Source organism: Xanthobacter wiegelii, from assembly GCF_043193855.2.
GTDB lineage: Bacteria > Pseudomonadota > Alphaproteobacteria > Rhizobiales > Xanthobacteraceae > Xanthobacter > Xanthobacter flavus_A.
This window is the reverse complement of the sequence record NZ_CM195529.1, coordinates 1,625,544-1,643,990: the sequence shown is the minus strand read 5'-3', so window position 1 is coordinate 1,643,990 and position 18,447 is coordinate 1,625,544. Positions and strand designations below refer to the sequence as shown.

The 18,447-nt window shown below is 69.4% G+C and carries 15 protein-coding genes; 5 read left to right on the top strand and 10 right to left on the bottom strand.

Features of this window, described 5'->3' with window-relative positions:
• The first annotated feature begins 5 nt into the window (after positions 1 to 5).
• The 4 genes from V5F63_RS07580 to mdoH all read left to right on the top strand — a co-directional run bounded on the left by V5F63_RS07580 (position 6) and on the right by mdoH (position 6,046).
• The gene (locus tag V5F63_RS07580; protein ID WP_394102084.1) at positions 6 to 827 is read left to right on the top strand and encodes an enoyl-CoA hydratase/isomerase family protein; all 822 of its coding nucleotides are present in this window, start codon (positions 6 to 8) and stop codon (positions 825 to 827) included.
• A gap of 9 nt (positions 828 to 836) precedes the next feature.
• Positions 837 to 2,267, top strand: coding sequence for a class I adenylate-forming enzyme family protein (locus tag V5F63_RS07575; protein ID WP_394102085.1), 1,431 nt, complete (start codon positions 837 to 839; stop codon positions 2,265 to 2,267).
• A gap of 177 nt (positions 2,268 to 2,444) precedes the next feature.
• The gene (locus V5F63_RS07570) at positions 2,445 to 3,935 is read left to right on the top strand and encodes an OpgD/OpgG family glucan biosynthesis protein (protein ID WP_394102167.1); all 1,491 of its coding nucleotides are present in this window, start codon (positions 2,445 to 2,447) and stop codon (positions 3,933 to 3,935) included.
• A gap of 41 nt (positions 3,936 to 3,976) precedes the next feature.
• Positions 3,977 to 6,046, top strand: coding sequence for a glucans biosynthesis glucosyltransferase MdoH (gene mdoH / locus V5F63_RS07565; RefSeq protein ID WP_394102086.1), 2,070 nt, complete (start codon positions 3,977 to 3,979; stop codon positions 6,044 to 6,046).
• Positions 6,047 to 6,079: 33 nt separating this feature from the next.
• On the opposite strand, the gene V5F63_RS07560 is transcribed toward mdoH, so the two are convergent.
• The 6 genes from V5F63_RS07560 to V5F63_RS07535 all read right to left on the bottom strand — a co-directional run bounded on the left by V5F63_RS07560 (position 6,080) and on the right by V5F63_RS07535 (position 11,587).
• A complete protein-coding gene (locus V5F63_RS07560; RefSeq protein ID WP_394102087.1) occupies positions 6,080 to 7,114 on the bottom strand; it encodes an acyl-CoA dehydrogenase family protein in 1,035 nt (344 codons plus the stop codon).
• Positions 7,111 to 8,265, bottom strand: coding sequence for an acyl-CoA dehydrogenase family protein (locus V5F63_RS07555; RefSeq protein WP_209488482.1), 1,155 nt, complete (start codon positions 8,263 to 8,265; stop codon positions 7,111 to 7,113). Before V5F63_RS07555 ends, V5F63_RS07560 begins: the two co-directional genes overlap by 4 nt.
• Positions 8,252 to 8,692: a Zn-ribbon domain-containing OB-fold protein gene (locus tag V5F63_RS07550; protein ID WP_394102088.1), complete on the bottom strand. Its 441-nt coding sequence runs from the start codon at positions 8,690 to 8,692 to the stop codon at positions 8,252 to 8,254. Before V5F63_RS07550 ends, V5F63_RS07555 begins: the two co-directional genes overlap by 14 nt.
• A 1-nt stretch (position 8,693) precedes the next feature.
• Positions 8,694 to 9,860: a thiolase family protein gene (locus V5F63_RS07545; RefSeq protein WP_394102089.1), complete on the bottom strand. Its 1,167-nt coding sequence runs from the start codon at positions 9,858 to 9,860 to the stop codon at positions 8,694 to 8,696.
• Positions 9,861 to 9,965: 105 nt separating this feature from the next.
• On the bottom strand, positions 9,966 to 10,760 hold the full coding sequence (locus V5F63_RS07540) for an ABC transporter ATP-binding protein (protein WP_209488479.1): 795 nt from the start codon (positions 10,758 to 10,760) through the stop codon (positions 9,966 to 9,968).
• A complete protein-coding gene (locus tag V5F63_RS07535) occupies positions 10,760 to 11,587 on the bottom strand; it encodes an ABC transporter permease (protein ID WP_245327486.1) in 828 nt (275 codons plus the stop codon). Before V5F63_RS07535 ends, V5F63_RS07540 begins: the two co-directional genes overlap by 1 nt.
• A 219-nt stretch (positions 11,588 to 11,806) precedes the next feature.
• Between V5F63_RS07535 and V5F63_RS07530 the strand changes: the two genes are divergently transcribed.
• The gene (locus V5F63_RS07530) at positions 11,807 to 12,778 is read left to right on the top strand and encodes a LysR family transcriptional regulator (RefSeq protein ID WP_209488478.1); all 972 of its coding nucleotides are present in this window, start codon (positions 11,807 to 11,809) and stop codon (positions 12,776 to 12,778) included.
• On the opposite strand, the gene V5F63_RS07525 is transcribed toward V5F63_RS07530, so the two are convergent.
• From V5F63_RS07525 to V5F63_RS07510, 4 genes are all read right to left on the bottom strand, one after another.
• A complete protein-coding gene (locus V5F63_RS07525) occupies positions 12,765 to 13,763 on the bottom strand; it encodes an ABC transporter substrate-binding protein (protein ID WP_245327484.1) in 999 nt (332 codons plus the stop codon). The genes V5F63_RS07530 and V5F63_RS07525 overlap by 14 nt on opposite strands.
• A gap of 45 nt (positions 13,764 to 13,808) precedes the next feature.
• Positions 13,809 to 14,594 carry a crotonase/enoyl-CoA hydratase family protein gene (locus V5F63_RS07520; RefSeq protein ID WP_209488477.1) on the bottom strand — a complete coding sequence of 262 codons (786 nt, stop codon included), beginning with the start codon at positions 14,592 to 14,594 and terminating at the stop codon, positions 13,809 to 13,811.
• 52 nt (positions 14,595 to 14,646) lie between these two features.
• A complete protein-coding gene (locus V5F63_RS07515) occupies positions 14,647 to 16,788 on the bottom strand; it encodes an acetate--CoA ligase family protein (protein WP_394102090.1) in 2,142 nt (713 codons plus the stop codon).
• Positions 16,789 to 17,021: 233 nt separating this feature from the next.
• A complete protein-coding gene (locus tag V5F63_RS07510; protein ID WP_394102091.1) occupies positions 17,022 to 18,428 on the bottom strand; it encodes an amidase family protein in 1,407 nt (468 codons plus the stop codon).
• Positions 18,429 to 18,447: the final 19 nt, after the last annotated feature.

The window sequence follows — 18,447 nt, the reverse complement described above, 5'->3', positions numbered from 1 at the left end:
CTTCCATGACCTTCACCAAGATCGCCTACGAAACCCGAGACGGTATCGCCCTTCTCACGCTCAACCGGCCCGAGCGCACGAATGCGCTCGACCAGGAGATGCTCGGCGAGATCAACGCCGCCATGGACCGCGCCGAGGCGGATGTGGACGTGAAGGCGGTGATCGTGCGTGGCGCCGGCAATGCCTTCTCCTCCGGCTTCGACCTGAAGGCGCAGATGGAGGCGCGCCCGGTGGGCGTCGATGCGTGGCGGCCCGTGTTGCGCAAGGATTTCGACACGGTGATGCGCTTCTGGCACTGCCCGAAGCCCACCATCGCCATGGTGCGCGGCGCCTGCCTTGCCGGCGCCTGCGAGCTGGCGCTCGCCTGCGACATGACCATCGCCTCGGACGACGCCTTCTTCGGCGAGCCGGAGCTGAAGTTCGGCGCCGGCATCGTGGTGATGCTGCTGCCGTGGATCGTGGGGCCGAAGATCGCCAAGGAGATCATCCTGCTCGGCGAGGACCGGGTGAGCGCGCAGCGCGCGGCGGAGATCGGCATGATCAACCGCGTGGTTTCCGCCGACCGGCTGGAAACGGAGGCGATGCGGGTGGCCCGCCACATCAGCGCCATCGACCCCGGCCTTGTGAAGGAAACCAAGCGCGCGCTCAATCGCGCATTGGAGACGCAGGGCATGTTGCAGGCGCTGGAGAGCGCGCTGGAGATCGACCTTTCCATCGAGGGCGCGGCCTCGGCCGACAAGATCGCCTTCTTCGACGTCGCCCGCCGCGAGGGGCTGCGCGCCGCCATCGCCTGGCGCGATGCGCGCTTTCCCACCCGCGAAGGCTGAGGGGCCGTGATGGCGAAGACGGGCGCGCTCTGCCGCATCCTGGACGAAGCGGCCGGCACCGTCGCCGAGGACGGCGGCGCGATGCACACGGCCGACGCCTTACGGGCGGCCGCCGCTACGCTCGCCGCGCGGCTGCGGGCGGACGGGATCGAGCCGCACGAGCCGGTGATCGTCGCCGTCGCCAACCGCGCAGCCGATCTTGCCGCCTTCTTCGCGGTCTGGCAGGCGGGTGGCGTCGCGGTGCCGCTCCACGCCGGTGCGGCCGAGACGACACGAGCCGCCATCCTCGAACAGACCGGCGCCCGCTTTCTCGTGTCCGATGCGACGGTGACCCGCATCGCGGAGGCGGCACCGCCCGCCCGTCCCCTGCTCGACGGCGCGGCGCTCATCGTCTTCACCTCCGGCTCCACCGGCAAGCCCAAGGGCGTGGTGCTCGGCCACGACCGGTTCGCCGGAAAGCTCGATGCGCTTCAGGGCCTGCTCGCCCTAACGTCGGGCGACAGGGTGGTGCTGCCACTCCAGCTCATCTTCATCTTCGGCCTGTGGGTGGCCCTGCTCTCGCTGAAGACCGGCGCGCGGCTGGATCTGGTGGGCAAGTTCTCGCCCGCCGGCCTCAAGGCGCGCCTTCCCGAGGCCACGGTCCTCGCGACCGTCCCCTCCATGCTGCGCACATTGTTCGGCGAAGGAGATGTGCCAGCGCCGCGCCTGCGGGCCATCCTCACCGGCGGCGAAGGGCTGGGGACGCATCTGGCCGGGGCCATCGCGGCGCAGCTGCCGGATGCCGGCGTGTTCGACCTTTACGGTCTCACCGAGACCGGCTCCTGCGACTTCTGCCTGAAGCCGGCGGACGCGGAGGCGGGACGCGGCTCCATCGGCCGGCCGACGCCCGGCGTCGATTATCTCATCTCGGACGACCCCGCTGCCGGCGCCACTGGGTCGGGGCCGGACGCGCCGGGCGAACTGCTGATCCGCACGCCCTTTGGCATGCTCGGCTATCTCGACAATCCAGACCTCACGCAGGCCGCCTTCCGCGACGGCTATTTCCGCACCGGCGACGTGGCGCGGCGGCGCCCGGACGGGTGCGTGGAGATCGTGGGGCGCATCAAGGAAATCGTCTCGCGCGGCGGCAACAAGATCGCGCCGGCCGAGATCGAGACCGTGCTCTGCGCCCATCCCGCCGTTGCCCAGGCCCTCGCGGCCGGCGTGCCCGACCCGCGCCTCGGCGAGGCGCTCCACGCCGCCGTGGTGCTGCGGGCGGGAAGCACGGCCTCTGCCGAGGAACTGCGCGCGTGGTGCGCGGGGCGCATCGAGCGGTTCAAGGTGCCGGACGCCATCCATGTGGTGGCGGCGCTCCCCACCGGACCGACCGGGAAGGCCTACCGGCCGGGCGTGCGGGCGCTGGCCGAGGCGGCCTCGTCGGCCCCGACACAGGCCAGGTAGCCGGTCGAAATCCGCGCTCGGCACGAACCTTGACGCCCCGACCCCGCCAGCGAGACCCAATGTCGCGCTCCCGCCGGGGAACCCGGACCGTCCTTCGCGGCTTCCTCCCAGCAGGCCGCCGAGGCATGTCCGAACAACCGGGGGCGGAGGGACGCATTGCTCGACCGCAGGACTTTCATGCTGGGCGCGGCCGCGATCTCCGCGCTTCAGGCCGCCGCGGCTCTTCCCGCGCACGCCCAGGAGGGCGAGCGGTTCGACGCCGAAACGGTGCGGAACATGGCGCGCCAGCTTGCCGCCAAGCCCTTCAAACAGGGCAACCAGTCCCTGCCGGCGGAACTCGACAAGCTCAGCTATGACGACTACCGGAACATCCGTTTCAACGCGGACCGCTCCATCTGGCGGGGGCAGCGGCTGCCGTTCGAGATGCAGCTCCTGCACCGGGGCTTCCTGTTCCGCGATCAGGTGGATGTCTTTGTGGTGGCCGAAGGCCGTGCCAGCCGCATCGCCTACGATCCCGGCCTGTTCCGCTTCGAGCACGGCGTAAAGGCGCCGCAGGGTGGCACCGACCTCGGCTTCTCCGGCTTCAGACTGCACGGCCCGCTCAACCGGCCCGATTATCTCGACGAGATCGCCGTCTTCCAGGGCGCGAGCTATTTCCGGGCCGTCGCCAAGGGGCAAGGCTACGGCACTTCCGCGCGCGGCCTTGCGGTGAAGACCGCCGCAGCCTCCGGCGAGGAATTTCCGGTGTTCAAGGCCTTCTATGTGGAGCAGCCGCGCCCGGACGTGCCCTCCATCGTCGTTCACGCCCTGCTGGATAGCCCGAGCGCCACGGCCGCCCATCGCTTCACCATCCGGCCCGGCGACGCCACGGTGATGACGGTGGAGATGGCGCTTTATCCCCGTGCCGATCTCGCCGAGGCGGGCATCGCGCCGCTCACCAGCATGTTCCTGTTCGGCCCGGCCGACCATGCCGGCTTCGACGATTTCCGCCCCGCCGTCCGCGACGCGGAGGGCCTCGCCATCTCCGAGGGAACCGGAGAGCAGCTCTGGCGGCCGCTCGCCAACCCGGGACGCCTGCAGATCAGCGTCTTCGCCGGCTCCAACATGCGCGGCTTCGGCCTGATGCAGCGCCAGCGCTCCTTCTTCGATTATCAGGATCTGGAAGCGCGCTACGAGAAGCGCCCGAGCGTGTGGGTGGAGCCCATCGGCGACTGGGGCGAGGGCGCGGTTCATCTGGTGGAAATCCCCACCCCGCAGGAGGTCCACGACAATGTCGTCGCCTTCTGGCGCCCCAGGGACACCCTGCGCAAGGGCAGCGAATACACCTACACCTATCGCCTGCACTGGGTCTGGGACATGCCGACACCGCCCGCCCTCGGCCGCGTCGCCGGAACGCGGGCGGGCGGCACAGACGAGCGTCGGCTCTTCGTCATCGATCTGGCGGACGGGCCCATGGCGGGGCTGACGCCGGACGGCATCCGTCTGGATGTCTCCGCCAGTGCCGGCGAGGTGCGCGATGTGGTGCTCCAGCCCAATCCGGAAATCTCCGGTGCCCGCCTCTCCTTCGCGTTCGAGCCCAAGGGTGCCAACCTCTCCGAACTCAGGGCGCGTCTCTTCAAGGGCGACGTGCCCCTGACCGAAACCTGGCTCTACCGATGGACGCCCTAGCGGACCTGCCTCCGGTCACCCGGCCGGCACCGGAGCCTGCTTTGCCCCCCGAAGCGCCCCTCGCCATGCCGGCGCAGGACTTTTGGCGCAGGCCGGAGCGGGTCGGGGCCGGGACGCGGCTCAGCCCGACGCTGATCGCCCGCCGCGCCTTCGTGTTCGGCGGCGCCATGGCGCTCACGGGCCTCGCGGCCTACGAGATGTACAAGGTGCTGGACGTGGGCGGCCTCACCTACCTCGAATACGCCGTGCTGGTGCTGTTCGTCGTCCTTTTCGCGTGGATCGGCCTTGCCTTCACCAACGCGATCGGCGGAGCTATCAGGCTTCTCTCGGGCCGCAAGGCGCTCGGCATCGATCCGGACGCCCCCCTGCCCTCCCCGACGATCCGCACCGCCCTCCTGATGCCCTGCTACAACGAGGAGCCGAACCGCGTCTTCGCCGGGCTGGAGGCCACATGGCGCTCGCTGGAGGCAACCGGGCGCGCCGACCTGTTCGATGTGTTCATCCTCAGCGACACAACCGACGCGGACGTGTGGGTGGCGGAGGAAGCCGCCTTTCTCGCCTTGCGCCGGCGGACCGGCGGCCGCTTCTTCTATCGCCGCCGTCCGCAGAACACAGACCGAAAGGCGGGCAATATCGCGGATTGGGTGACGCGGTTCGGGGCGGCCTACGAGGCCATGCTCATCCTCGACGCCGACAGCGTGATGACCGGCGATTGCATTGTCCGCCTCGCCGACGCGCTGGAGCGCACGCCAGAGGCGGGGCTGATCCAGACGCTGCCCGTGATCGTCGGCGGACGCACGCTGTTCGCCCGGCTCCAGCAGTTCGCCGGGCGCCTCTATGGGCCGCTCATCGCCCAGGGCCTTGCCTGGTGGCATGGGCCCCAGAGCAATTATTGGGGCCACAACGCCATCATCCGCACCCGCGCCTTCGCCGGCGCGGCGGGCCTGCCCCATCTCAAGGGGCGCAAGCCGTTCGGCGGGCATATCCTGAGCCACGATTTCGTCGAGGCGGCGCTGATGGTGCGCGCGGGCTGGAGCGTCCACATGGTGGCGGGGCTTCCCGGCAGCTATGAGGAAGGCCCGCCCTCCCTCACCGATCTCGCCGTCCGCGACCGCCGCTGGTGCCAGGGCAATCTCCAGCACGGGGCGGTGCTGCCGGTGCGCGGACTCAGCTTCGCGAGCCGCATGCATCTGCTCACCGGCATCGGCTCTTATGTCTCGGCGCCGCTGTGGCTGATGATGCTGCTCGCGGGCCTTCTGACCTCGCTTCAGGCGCGCTTCGTGCCGCCCGACTATTTCCCCTCCGGCTTCGCTCTGTTCCCCGTCTGGCCGGCGCAGGACCCCGTGCGCGCCGCCTGGGTATTCGGCGGCACCATGGCGGTGCTGCTGCTGCCGAAATTCATCGCCTACGCGCTGATGCTGGGCGATGGCGCCGCCCGGCGCGGCTTCGGCGGCGCGGGGCGGACCTTTCTCGGCATGATGAGCGAGATCCTCCTGTCCGGCCTCATGGCGCCTGTGACCATGGTGTCCCAGTCCTTCGCGGTGTTCAGCATTCTCATGGGGCGGGACGGCGGCTGGAATCCGCAGCGGCGGGACGATGGCAGCCTCGGCTGGCGGGAGGCCTTTCGCCATTTCCTGCCCCACACCCTCCTCGGCCTCGGCTTCGCGGCGGCGACCGCCGCCATCGCCTGGCCGCTGATGGCGTGGATGTCGCCGGTGATCCTCGGCCTCCTCACAGCGGTGCCGCTGGCGGTGTGGACCAGCCGCCCACGCCGTCCCGGGGGGCTTCTTGAGACGCCGGAGGCGCAGCAGCCGCCTTTGGTGCTGCGTGCGGCGGCGGACCTGCGCGCGAGCCTCGCCGGAACGAGCGGCTCCATGGAGGCCGTCGCGCGCCTTGCCGGCGATGCGGACCTCCTCGATTTCCATCGCGATGCGCTGCCCGCGCAGGGCAAGCGCCTGCCCGGGGACTTCCGCCCCGACCGCCTCGTCGCGCGCGCCAAGGTCGAGGACGCGCCCACGCGGGCCGAGGCGCTCGCGTTGCTCACCGCCAGGGAAAAGGCCGCGGCCCTCGCCGACGATCATGCCCTTGGGCGCCTGCTGTCCCTCCGATAGGCGCGACGTGCGGAGCGCCGGGATCAGGGGCCGTCAGGCGCACCGCGGAAGGCTGCCGATCTCCCCCAGGCAGGCCTGAGACGTACCGAAGGCGGAGGCAAGCGTCACGGCGCGGCGGAACAGGGGGGCGAGCGCATATTCGTCCGAAAAACCGATGGCGCCGTGCATCTGCACGCAGTCCTTCAGGAGGTAGCGCGCGGTGGACGAGGCCTTCGCCTTGGCCATGGCGCAGGCGATCCCCTCTTTTTCGCCACCGACACTCAGGGCGGCCTCGCACACCAGCGCCCATCCCGCCGTATGGGCAACATGGAGGGACGCCGCCCGGTGCTGGAGCGCCTGGAACGAGCCGATGGGCTGGCCGAACTGGGTTCGGACGCCGAGATAATCGATCGTGAGGGCGAGCGCCCCGCGTACGAGACCCATCAGGCTGGCGGCAGCGCCGAGGCGCAGACGGTTGACGGCGCTATGATAGGCCGCCTCCGCCCGGCATCCTCGCGCCAGTTCGAGCCCGGCGCCCGCGGGGAGGGAAAAGACCCGCTGCCCGCTGCCGTCTATGGTCCGCCGCAACGGCGCGTCCGCAAGGTCCGCGGCCGGCACTGCAACCAGCCGGAAGGCGTCCCCCTCCCCTTCTGCGCAGATGACCTCGTCGGCCCAATGCGCGTCGAACAGCACGAAGCCCGCCTCGGGCGACAGCGGAAAGGCCCCGGATTCGGCCATCAGGACGATCGCCTCGCCGCTAACCAGTTGCCCCAGCAGAGCGGCGGCGGCCGCGCTTTCGCAGGCGGCAAGGAGCGGAGCGATGGCGAGAACGGCCGGCAGCGGCTCCGGCGCCAGCGTCGCGGCCGCGCCTTCGAGCAGCATCACCATGTCGAGCGCGGTGCCGCCCCATCCGCCGGAGGCCTCGGGCACGAGCAGCCCCGGCCATCCGGCGCCGGCGATGTCCGCCCACGGAGCCCGGTCGATGCGCGGCCACGCCTCGCCGGCGGCGCGGGTCCGCGCCACCCCGTCGCCGAGGAGCTGGACCAGGCTGTCCCGCATGAGAACCTGCTCGGGCGTGGGCTCGATCATGGCCGCTTTCCCTTTGGAAGTTTCAGCACGCGGTCCGCGATGAGCCCGCGCTGGATCTCGTTGGTGCCGCCATAGATGGACAGGCGGCGGGACTGGAGGAACAGCTCGCTGAAGTCGATCACCGCGCCCGCGACCTGCTCGGGCAGCTTCAGCGATGCGGCGGAGCCGGCCAGCTCCTGGGCGATGTCGAGCACCCGCTGGGTGGTCTCGGTGGAGAGGATCTTGAGGCCGGAGGGATCGCCCGCCTTGCCACTGGCCACGCCCGTCAGGATCTGGAGAAAGGCCGCGGTGAGCGCCGCCACCTCCATCTCTGCCTCCGCCACCATGAGATGCCCGGCTTCCCCCAGCGCCGGCCCCAGCGCCCGCGCCATGCGGCGCACGCGCTCCAGCGCGCGCAGGGCGTGAGAGGGTGCGCCGAGCTGGATGCGTTCCTCGTCGAGAAGGGCGGTCACGATGGACCAGCCGCCGTCGAGCGGACCCACCACGTTCGCGCGGGGCACGCGAACCTCATCAAAGAACACCTCGCAGAACTCGTTTTCGTCGGCGAGGGTGCGGATGGGGCGGCGGGTGATGCCGGGCGATGTCAGATCGATGAGGAGGAAGGTGATGCCCTGCCGGCGGGGCAAGGTCTCGTTGGTGCGCACGAGGGCATAGATCCAGTCCGCATGGTGGCCCCATGTGGTCCAGATCTTGTGGCCGGTGACGACGATCTCGTCATCTTCCACGCGCCCACGCGTTCTCAGCGAGGCGAGATCGGAACCCGCGCCGGGCTCGGAATAGCCCTGGCACCAGATGACATCCCCGTTGAGGATCGCCGGCAGGTGCCGCGCCTGCTGCTCGGGCGTACCGAAGCGCTGGAGGATCGGGCCGATCTGGTTGAGGCCCTGAGTGGGCAATTCCGGCGCGCCGATGCGCGCGGCCTCCTCCATCAGGATCACCTGCTCCACCGGCGAGGCGCCCATGCCGCCGAAAGTCTTCGGCCAGTGGGGCGCGATCCATCCCCGCTGCGACAGGCGGCGATACCAGCCGAGCGCCCGCGCCGGCTCGGGCCGAAAAGTGAGGTCGCGCAATTCTTCGGGAAGCTCGGCCGCGTACCAGTCGCGCACCTCGCGGCGGAACGCCTGCTCCGCCTCGCTCTCAATCCTGAGCATCGGCCGCCCCCTGCGCCAGCGTCCGGAAGGCGGGATAGGGCGTGCCGTCTGCGAGAGGGTCCCACGCCAGCTCCACGGCGGCTCCGATGCCCACGCGCTCGGGCGGACTGTCGATGATGTTGGCGATGAGACGGACGCCCTCGGCCAGTTCCACCGTGGCCACGGTCAGCGGCAGCCGGCCGGCAAGCCCAGGCCCCGGCACGCGCACAACCGTCACGGCGTAGATCGTGCCCAGGCCGCTCACCTGCCGCCACGCGACATTCTGGCTGCCGGTGTAGACGCTGAGCGGATGGGGCGGATGCTGGAAGCGGCCCGTATCGAGGCACATCTGCAGCATCAGCCGCCCCTCCCGCGCGCCATCCCAGAACGGCTGCGAGGGCACGTAGCGGTTGGCGACCGGCACGGGCCGTGCTTCGGTTTCAGCCATCTCACACCTCCAGGATCATCGCGGCGCTGCAACCCCAGTTGCGGCCGTAGGGGATGACGCCGATGCCCGTGACCAGCGCGTTGCGCACCCCGGGCACCTGCCGGTCGCCCCCCTCGCCGAAGAGCTGCCGCACCGCCTCGGCAAGGTTCAGCCCTCCGCTGGCGAGCCCCGGTTGGCCGGCCGAGATCTGGCCGCCGCCGGTGTTCAGCGGCAGGGTTCCGCTGAACGAGAGATCGGTATCACGCACGAAGGCCGAGCCCTCGCCCGTGCCGCAGAAGCCGAACGCCTCCAGCTGCATCAGCACGGCGATGGTGAAGTCGTCATAGGGCTGGAACATGCCGATGCCGGCGGGGGTGAGGCCCGCCTTGGCGAACACCTTCGGCGCGATGCGGTAGAAGCCGCTTTCGGTGATGTCCGCCAGCGGGTCGGCGCCGTTATGGTTGGTCACCTCGGCATAGGCGGTGGGATAAGCGACCTTCTCGATGCCGCGGGCGCGGGCCTCTTCTTCGCTCATCACGAGGAAGGCGTTGGCGCCATCGCAATACATCACGCAGTCGAGCACGCGCAGCGGATCGGCGATCGATCGGGACGCCAGATAATCGTCCATCGTCAGCGGCTTGCGGAATTTGTCGAGGGCGTTGGGATTGCGCAGCGCGTGCTCTCGCTGGGTGATCGCGATCTTGCCCAGCGCGCGGGGATCGAGCCCATACTGATGATCGTAGCGGCTCATCAGCAGCCCGAAGGTGGCCGGTGGCCCCTGCACGCCCTGCGGATCCTGAAACTCCGGGCGGTAGGCGCCGTAGTTCGCCCGGAAGGCGGTGCTCGGCGCATCGGCGGAGAGGACCACCGCGATGCGGCACGCACCCTCGCGGATGGCCCACATGGCCCGCGCGACCCCGCCCGCCGCCGAGCAGCCGCCGATGCCGCCTGCGTTAAGCCATGTGGGGGTCAGCCCGAGCGCATCCGCCATGTAGACGGCGAAGAAGGGATTGGTGCCCTCGCTCAGCGCCAGCGTCACCGAGAGGCCGTCTATCTCGTCCTTCCCGATGCCGCTCTTCTCAAGCAGGTCGCTCAAGGCAAGGCCGGCGAAATCATAGGCGGACCGGCCGCTCTGGTAGACCACCTTGGTCTCGGCATAGCCGGCGATGACCACGTCTGTCCGTGCCATTCTGGCACCTCCGGATGATGAAGCTGGGACGGCCGGCCCAAGGCACGGCTGGCCGGTCACCGGCGACATCAGGCCGCCGGTGCTGGAAGAAGGGTGCGTGGGCGATCAGCCGGCGATGACGGGGGCGGCGTCTTCCTCATCGTCCGCCTCGCCCTCGCCGCCCATGGCCTCGGCGATGCGGGCGTGGCAGGCGCGCACGCGGGACGGGTCGGCGCGCAAATCGGGCGTGATCTCTTCCGTCAGCACGATGCGCGCGCCCGGATTGAGCACGATGGCCCGGTCCGCGATCTCGATCGCATCCTCGATGCGGTGGGTCACGAACAGGCAGGTCTTCCCGAACTCCTTGGCGATGCGATGGAAATCGCGCCGCAGCTTGCCCGCCGTCGCATGGTCGAGCTGGCTGAAGGATTCGTCGAGGAACACGATGGCCGGGTCCACCGCCAGCGCGCGGGCCAGCGAGACGCGCTGGCGCATGCCTCCCGACAGTTCGTGGACATACTTGTCCTGCGCGCCCTTGAGATTCACCCGCTCCAGCCAGGCCAGCGCCCGCGTGCGGGCTTCCGCCTTCGGCACACCGAGAATGAGGAGGCCGAGTTCGGCATTCTCCACCGCGGTGCGCCAAGGCAGCAGCCTGTCCGTCTGGAAGGAAACGGCGATGCGCCCCTTCAGCTCGCGGAACTGCGCATAAGGGTCGAAACCGGCGACGCGGATCGTGCCCTGGTCCGGCCCGATGGTGCCCATCACCAGATTGAGCACGGTGCTCTTGCCGGCCCCGGTGCGTCCCAAAAGCGCGACGATCTCGCCGGGCTCCACGCGCAGGCTGAAGTCATCCACCGCGACGAAACCGCCGAAGCTCTTGTGGATGTTGCGGATCTCGATGACCGGATCGATCGTGCCCATCACCGCACCGCCACTTCCGGCCGCCACTTCAGGAACAGCTTCTCGATGGCCGAGACGCCCCACTGCAAGGCGATGTTGAGGATGACGAGCAGGAAGGTCCAGGCGAACACCTGATCGATGCGGAAGCTCGACTGGGCAAGGCTCATGCGCGAGCCGATGCCGATGGCCGAGGCGACGAGTTCAGCGAACACCGCCATGCGGATGGCATAGCCGACGACCGACTTGGTGGTGATGAAGATGTAGGGGACAATGTGCGGCATGATCATGTAGCGCAGCATCTGCCAGCGGCTCGGGCGGAAGCTCTCCACCATGTCCACCAGATCCTTGGGCAGCGCGCGGATGCCCTCGTAGACGTTCATGGCGTAGAAGGGCAGCAGGATCACCGTGAGGATGAAGAAGATCCGCGTCTCGGTGTCCTTGAACCAGAACACCGCGATGAGCATCCAGGACAGCGCCGGAATGCCGGTGTCGATCACGATGATCGCGCGCAGGAAGGGGCGCACCAGCGGGACCATGCCCATGATGGCCCCCACGATCACCCCCGCGACCAGCGAGAAGGCCAGCGCCGCGGCGAGGCGCGCCAGCGTCACCAGCACGTGCATGCGGTCGCCGAAGAGGATGTCGCCCGTGGCGTTCAGCACGCTCATGGGCGAGGGCATGATGTAATCGGGAACGTGGCTGCTGGCGATCTGCATCGCGATGACCATGGCCGCGACCACGACCAGCGTCGCCACCACGTCGCTTTGTCCCGAGCCGCGCCTCGAAGCCTTGCGGGCGGGCGCCGGCCGCAGGGGCGGCCGCCCTGTCGCAACAAGGTTTTCGCTCATGGTGTGCCTTTTCCTCCCGCATTTTCCGCCTTGGATGCGCACGCATCTGCGCGCGCTTGGCGGATGGTGCTATTGCGGCGCGGGAGCCGGAGCCCCGCAGCCGAAGCACTTCGTTGAACAGGACCATAGCACCCCCGCCCACGGCACAAAGCGCGGATTCGCGCAGCGCGTTGTTCCAAAATTGGGACGATGCTAGAACTGTCGAACCGGGAGGAAGAGATGAACTTCGACCTTAACGCGCTGGTGGTGTTCTTCGAGGTGGTCAACCAGGAAAACATTACTCGAGCTGCGCGGTTACTTGGCCAGCCCAAGTCGACGGTCAGCCGGAAAATCAAGCATCTGGAAGATCAGGTCGGCGCGGCGCTGCTCAAGCGCACCAGCCGGCGCATTCTGGTCACCGACGAGGGGCGCCGGCTGCACGACCATTGCTCCCGCATCGCCGCGGAGCTGGAGAGCGCGGGGCTGCAGACCACCCAGCGGCGCACGAGCCTGCGCGGCAAGCTCAGGGTGAGCATGCCCATCGATTTCGGGACTGGCTGGATCAGCAGCGCCATCGCGTCCTTCGCCGAGACATACGCGATGATCGACCTCGACGTGCACGTCAACGGCCGGTGGGTGGATGTGACGGAGGAGACCTACGACATCGCCATCCAGCTCGGCAGCCATGTCAATCCGGGCGTGCCGGCGCGGCGGCTGACGGCGCTCACGCGCGGCATCTATGCCAGCCCGAAGTACCTGGCCCGGCTCGCTTCACCCCCCCGCCGGCTCGCCGACGTGAAGGGCGTGCTCACCGAGCAGCAGGTGGCGGAAGGCATCTGGCGGGAGGAGGCGCGGGGCGAGGCGGACCGGCACGGCACGGTCCGCGTCAACAATATCGGCGTCGCCCGCGAGCTGGTGATCGCGGGCCTCGGGGCGGGCGTGCTTCCCAATGTGATGTGCCGTGGCGACGTCGCCAACGGCCGCCTCGTGCGGCTGGACATGCAGGAGGAAATCCCCGCGCTGCAGGCGACGGCGACCTATTTCGCGGGCCGCCACGTGCCGCAGCGCACCCGCGTTTTCCTCGACCACGTGGAGGCATTTCTGGCCGCCGACGGGCCGGCGCGGCTCGACCGGCGTGAGCAGGGCGAGCCCGTGCGCCGCCGCCCGGCGGGCGACGCGCGCAAGGACCCGCCCCGCCTCAGGACGCTATGAAGAAGCCGGGATCGATGGACTGCTTGAGCAGGCCGTTCCGCTTCAGGAACTCGCCGGCCTTCGTCATCTGGGCGCGCTCCTCCGCCGAGGCCATGGAGCCGAAGCGGAAGCTGAGCCGCTTTGAGGTGAGCGCATCGAGCAGCACCGGGGCCGGCGCCCCGGCCGAATCCGCGACGAGGCTCACGGCTTCCTTGGGATCGGCGATGATGCCGTTGATGGCGGCCTCGAACGCCGCGCGGATACGGCGCACCCGCTCCGGATCACGTTCCGCAAGCTCGCGCCGCACCGCGATGCCGAAATAGGGCAGCTCCCCGCCGCCGCTGATGTCGCGATAGGCGTTTCCGGCGTTGAAGATGAGCGACAGGTCCTTGCGCCGCGCCATCGCCGAACTGATGTTCGGCTCCCACGAGAGCCCCGCGTCCGCCCGGTTGGCGAGAACCATGGTCATGGACGACGCGGGATTGTCCACGCCCTGGATGTTGATGTCGCGCCCCAGTTCCAGGCTGTAGCGCTCCTTGATGAGGCTCGACACCATGCGGAACGTGCCGGTGGACTGCGGCGCCGCCAGCGTCTTGCCCTTCAGGTCCGGGATGCCCTTGATGGAGGGCTCCCCGGTGAGGATGGAGATCATGCTCGCGGTGGTGATGGTGCACAGCATGCGGATCGGCACGCCGGCCTCGAAGCGCTGGGCGAACACATCCCAGCTGCCGATGCAGACATCGTAATTGCCGGCGGCGAAATCGTTGTAATAAGTGGAAACCGTGGCGTATTCGCTGGGTGCGGCAAGGCCGACGCCCGGCGCGTCGCCGAGCTTCTTCTGCTGCATGTAGCGGGCGATGAGCACCGTGAAGCCGGGCACCAGATAGGCCCAGCGCACCGCATCGCCCTGCGCCCGGGCGGCCCGCAACGGGAAGCCCGCCATTGCGCCCGCGCCGGCGCCGAGGCCGGCCCGAAGGAGTGTCCGCCGATCGACGAAATGGCCCATGTCGTCCTCCCTGACATTATGATTTTATTTGTCTTTGGCTTGGGTCTACTCGGGCCGGGCCAAGGCCGGCGCGCGCTTTTCCAGAAAGTCCTCGAGGCGCTTGAGGGCCTCAGGCGGCCGCGTCATGGACGTGTTGAGATATTCCATGAACAGCCCGTCGTCATGCGACAGGTCGTTGATGCGCGGCAGGACGTTGGTGATCATCCAGTTGGTCTGGGGCACGTTGGAGGCGATCACCCGCGCCAGCGCCTTGGCCTTGGCGAACGCTTCACCGGCCGGCACCACATATTGCGCGAGGCCGCAGCGGCTGCCCTCCTCGGCGGTGAGGAGGCGCCCGGTCAGCATCATGTCGGCCATCATGGGATAGCCGATGATGCGCTGGGTGCGCACGCTGCCGCCGCCACCCACGAAGATGCCGCGCTGGCCTTCCGGCAGGCCGAAGAAGGTGGTCTCGTCGGCGACGCGGATGTGAGCCGCGGAGGCAAGCTCCAGCCCGCCGCCGATGGTGGCGCCATGGAGCGCGCAGACCACCGGGAAGTTGCCCCGCGCAAGCAGGTCGAACGTGGAATGCCACAGATGGCGCGGCCTGCGCTTGCGGGGCGCCTGCCCCTCGGGCGTGAGGCGCTTCGACAGTTCGGCGAGATCGAGCCCGGCCGAGAAGTTCTGCCCGTGGCCGAACAGCACGGCGGCGTCGATCTTGTCACCGGCGTCGTTCAGCACGTCGCGCAGCTCCATCAGCAGCGCGTCATTCATGGCATTGCGCTTGTCCGGCCGGTTGAGGCCGATCAGCGCGATATTGTCCTCGACCTCGTAGGTCACGAGCGCGGGCATGGCAGGCTCCGATACGTGTGCGTTACTGTCGCTGTGTTGGCCGCCGGACGGCTCAGCTGCCGGTGCTGACGATCAGGGCATCGAGGGCGACGGCGCCTCGGCCGCGCTCGTAGACCATGAGCGGATTGATCTCGACGTCGGTGATCTCGGGCGTCGCCTGCAGCAGGCGGCCGATCGCCACCGCCACGTCGGCTGCGGCCTCCACGTCCACCGGCGGCAGGTTGCGGAAGCCGTAGAGCATCTTGGACGCCTTCAGCCGGCCGAACTCGGCGACGAACTCCGCGCGGCTGGCATCGGCCGCCACAAGGCGCACGTCGCCCAGAGCCTCCACCATGATGCCGCCGAGGCCGATGAGCACCACCGGCCCCCAGCGCGGATCACGCCGGCCGCCCACCACCAGTTCCAGCCCCTTGGCGGACATCTTCTCCACCAGCACCCCGTCCAGCACGAGGCCGGGCTGGGCGCGGGCGATGTTCGCGTTGAGCGTGGACCAGGCGGCGGCGAGCGCATCGGCATCGGCGAGGTTGAGGATGACGCCGCCCGCTTCCGTCTTGTGCGCCAGCGCGCCGGCCTGCGCCTTGATGACGACCGGATAGCCGATGCCTTCCGCCGCCGAGAGCGCCTCGTCGAGGGTGCGCACCAGACGGCCGCCGGGAATGCGGATGCCCTCTGCTTCGAGCACGCTCTTGCCGAGCCACTCCGGCAGCGTGCCCTTGGGCAGGTCGCGAAGCGGCGTGGACGACCGTGTGGCAGGTGCCGGCGTCGTCACGTCCGGCTGCCGGACGATCCGCGCCAGCGCCTTCAGGACGCGATCGGAGGAGCGCGAGACGATCACCTTGCCGGCGCGGGCGATCTCGACGAATTCCGGCGGCAGGGGCAGCTGGTCGCCGAGCATGGCCATGGCCACGGGCTTCACGCTGTCGCCCCGCGCCTTCACCACCTGCTCCACATAGGCCTTGGCGTGGGCTGGCGAGACGATGGGAATGGAAATGGCGACGGCCCCGATGGCCGGCTCTTTGAGCAAAGCGGCGACGCCCGCGCCGACCAGCTCCGGCCGCCACACGGCCTCGGTGCCGAGATCGATGGGATTCTTGGGCGAGATGAACGCCGGCAGCAGGGACTTCAGCTCGCTTTCGGTGGCCTGAGAGAGAGATGGGATCTCCACCCCGATATCGGCGCAGAAATCGTGCGCGATGCCGCAGAAGGCACCGGAGAAGGTGAGGATGCCGAGGCCGCCGCGGGAGGGCGCCGGATAGCGCGAGAGGATCTCCGCCACATCCATGAATTCGTCGAGTGTCTCGACCAGATGGACGCCGGCGCGCTCCACCATGGCCTTCATCACGGCATAGTCGCCCGCCAGCGCGCCGGTGTGCGACTTGGCCGCCTCCTGCGCCCGGGGGCTGCGGCCGGGAAACAGCATCACCAGCGGCTTGCCCACGGCATGGGCGCGGGCGGCGGCGGCGAGGAACAGGTCCGGCCGCCGGATGTCCTCGGCATAGATCATGATGACGCGCGTCGCCGCATCGTCCACGAGATGGTCGACGAAATCGCCGAGGCCGAGGTCCATCTCGTTGCCGGTGGAGATGTTGTAGGCGACCGCGACGCCGCGGGAATTCAGTCCGTGGCGCAGGTGGTTGGCGAGGCCGCCGGACTGGGACACGATGGCGACGGCATCGCGCGTGCCCTCCGGCATCGCCGGCACCTTGTTCACACCCACGAAGGTGATGCTGAAGCCGGCTGCGTAATTGGTGAAGCCGAGGCAGTTGGGGCCGACCACCACCATGCCGCCCGCGCGCACACGGGCGCCGATGCGCTCCTGCTCCCGCCGCCCCTCCTCGCCCGTCTCGGCGAAGCCCGAGGCGAAGACGATGGCGGAGCCGACATCCCGCGCCATGCAGGCGTCGAGCGTCGCCTCGACGCTCGACGCGGGCACGGTGAGCACCGCGAGATCTACCCCTGCCGGCAGTTCGGCCATGTCGGTGATCACGGTGAGGCCGTCGATGACGCCCGGGGTGCGCCCCACGAGGTGGATGGCACCGGAAAAGCCGTTCTCGCGCAGGTTCCTCAGCACGATGTGCCCGGCCGACTGGGGCTTGGAGGACATGCCGACGATGGCCACCGACTTCGCGTTGAGCAGACGATCGAGACCTTCGGTGCGCTTCGCGTCCGTCGCCGGGATGAACGGCATGTTCATGGTTTCCTCCGTCTTCGGACCGTTCGCGGGGACCGAACGCTCCGGCTGCGTGGCTGCTTCTGCAGTTCTGGAGGTTTGGGTATCAGCCGGCGGGAGGCGGGAAAAGCGCGCATTGACTGCCCGCGCCGTTCCAAAATTGAGACAATGCGCGGTCAGGCGAGCGGAGGCGCGCGACCGCGCCTCGGCCGCGCGCGGACCGGCAATTGCGACGTTCGAGGTCGGCGCGGCGCGCCTCAGGCCGTGGTCGGCGGGCGGTTGTAGCCGGCGGGCTGGGCGCGCTCGAACGCCGCCGCCGCCCGCACCACATCGTCCTCGCAACAGGAGCGGCCGACGATCTGGAGGCCGATGGGCATGCCCTCAGGCGACAGGCCGGCGCACACCGCTCCGGCGGGCTGGCCGGTGAGGTTGAACGGATAGGTGTAGAACACCCAGGACACGAGGTTGCGATCCTCAAGCCCCTCCGGCAGGTTCCGTCCGGCCTCCAGCGCGCTTACCGGCAGCACCGGGGAAATCAGCAGGTCATAGCGCTCGAAGAACAGGCGCATCTTCTCGCGCAAAGCGTAGCGGGCGAAGACGCTGGCGTAATAGCTCTTCATCTCCTGGCCGAGGGCCGGCATCAGGATGTCCGCAACGGCTGGATCCAGAAGCTCACGCCGGTTCTCCAGCACATCGCGCAGGCGGGTGCCGACGCCGGCGTAGAATTCGGCCGTCCATAGATCGGCGGGGTCGGTGTCGAACACCGCATCCACCTGCTCCACATGGCAGCCCAGCGCCTCGAAGGTGCGGGCGGCCTGATCCGTGGCGGCGATCACCTCGGGCGCGGGGCGGGCGTAGCCGAAGGTGGGGCTGTAGGCGACGCGCATGCCGGCCACGGAGGCGTGCGCCGCGCCCATCACGTCCGGCACCGGGCCGGCGACGGCGAACGGATCGCGCCGGTCGTACCCCGCCACGGCGGAGAAGAGCAGCGCCGCATCAGCCATGGAGCGGGCGATGGGGCCGACATGGGCCAGCGTCGGCGTCGCCGAGGTGGGCCATACGGGCACGCGGCCGAACTGGCCCTTCAGGCCGGAAAGCCCGCTGAAGGCGCAGGGAATGCGGATGGAGCCGCCGCCGTCGGTGCCCAGCGCGAACGGGGTGATGCCCGCCGCCACGGAGGCCGCCGCGCCCGCGCTGGAGCCGCCCGGCGTCATGGCGAGGTTCCACGGGTTGCGGGTAATGCCGGTGAGCGGGCTGTCGCCGATGGGCTTGCAGCCGAATTCGCTGGTGGTGGTCTTGCCGATGAGGATGCCGCCCTGCGCCTTCGCCCGCTCCACCGCGGGGGCGTCCACCTCGGCGATATTGCCGGCCATGGCGCGGGAGCCGGAGGCATAAGGCACGCCCTTCACCGCCATCAGGTCCTTGGCGGAGAACGGCAGGCCGTGGATGAGGCCGAGCGGCGCGCCTTTCATCACCGCATCCTCGGCGACATGGGCGGCGGCCATGGCCTCCTCCTCAAGGATGAGGAAGAAGGCATTGAGGGTGGGCTGGGTGGCGATGGCGCGATCGAGCGCGCGGCGCGTCAGCTCCACCGGCGAGACCTCCCGCCGGGCCACCAGCGTGCGCAGGGCAAGAGCGCTCAGGGTGTCGAACTCGTCGGACATGAGGCGGCTCCGGCGCATG